At 48.8% G+C, this 1,163-nt stretch carries 1 protein-coding gene; it reads right to left on the bottom strand.

The features are described from left to right. Window positions 1–782, bottom strand: a 782-nt coding sequence (locus tag ACZ60B_RS43035; protein ID WP_469397588.1) for a DeoR/GlpR family DNA-binding transcription regulator, incomplete at its 3' end; no start/stop codon positions are given. Between the last annotated feature and the right edge of the window lie 381 nt (window positions 783–1,163).

Genomic DNA, 1,163 nt, shown 5'->3' with positions numbered 1-1,163 from the left:
ACCAAGACCTTAATGCCTACCTTTTCAAATGCCTGCAGTGCGGAATCGCCAATTCCGTTGTCGGTAATCAAATAGTCGATATGCTGCCAGTCACAAGGCAGCGCAAACATTGAAACCTTATCGATCTTGCTTGAGTCGGCCACCACATACACCGTGTTGGCTGCATTGATCATCGCCATTTTCAGTTTGATGTCGGTTTCGCTTGGGAAACTGAGCCCGTGGCGGGGCGAGATGCAGGCCGTCGCGAGGAACAGCTTTTGCGCCAGCACGTTTTCGAAGAAGCTGGCGGCTTTGTCCCCGGAGGTGGAGAGCGTGGGGAATTTGAATGAGCCCCCGGTCAGCAAAATATTCACACCCGGTTCGCCGCCCAGCTGCAGTGCAATATTGACGCCGGTGGTGATAACGGACAGTTTCTTTATGTGATTCAGGTGATTGGCGATAGCCGTGGTGGTGGTGCCCGAATCAAGAATGATGGTGTCGCCGGGCTCGATAAAACCGGCGGCGAGCTTGCCGATGCGATCTTTGGCGGTCAGGTTAACCTGGCGTTCCAGCAGCATGGCATGAGTATTTTGCTTGCCATCAACCAGAGTTGCACCACCGTGGAAGCGCTGCACATAGCCTTGCTGCTGCAGGACGCGCAGATCGGTACGAATGGTCGCCTCGGTCAGCTTGAAGGTATCGGTAAGCATTTTGACCGTCGCCGAGCCGTCTTCGCGGATCATGTCGAGGATCTTTTCGCGCCGTTGCTGCATTTCCGCCAGCTGTTCGCTTTTGCTTTTCAATCGAAAGACTCCTGCACCTATCAGTACCTGTCAGTTCCCGCCGCGCGGTTTGCTACGGCAACTCCTTATTGATGCGTTGAATTTTAGCTCGCGATTATTGATAAAGCCACGGATAAACTGCATTGATTTTTGTTCGAAAGTAACTGGCATTCAATGAAATCAACGATAAAACTAAATTAAATTCGCTTATTTGTTTTTATCATATTGTTATATATGGGATTTAATCGACTCTGTGATTGTCTGGCAAGCGCTTTTGCTTGAAATTTGATCTTGCCCACATTAATTATCGTTTTTGCTGCATATGATTTCCATTCGAAAATCAATGATGAGTTAACGGATCAATTTCGATGCGATAAAGATAATCAGTGAGCTTATGAAGAG

Source organism: Streptomyces sp. NPDC104096 (genome assembly GCF_055584385.1).
The sequence above is the reverse complement of the archived record's forward strand: the minus strand, read 5'-3'. Positions and strand labels throughout refer to the sequence as shown.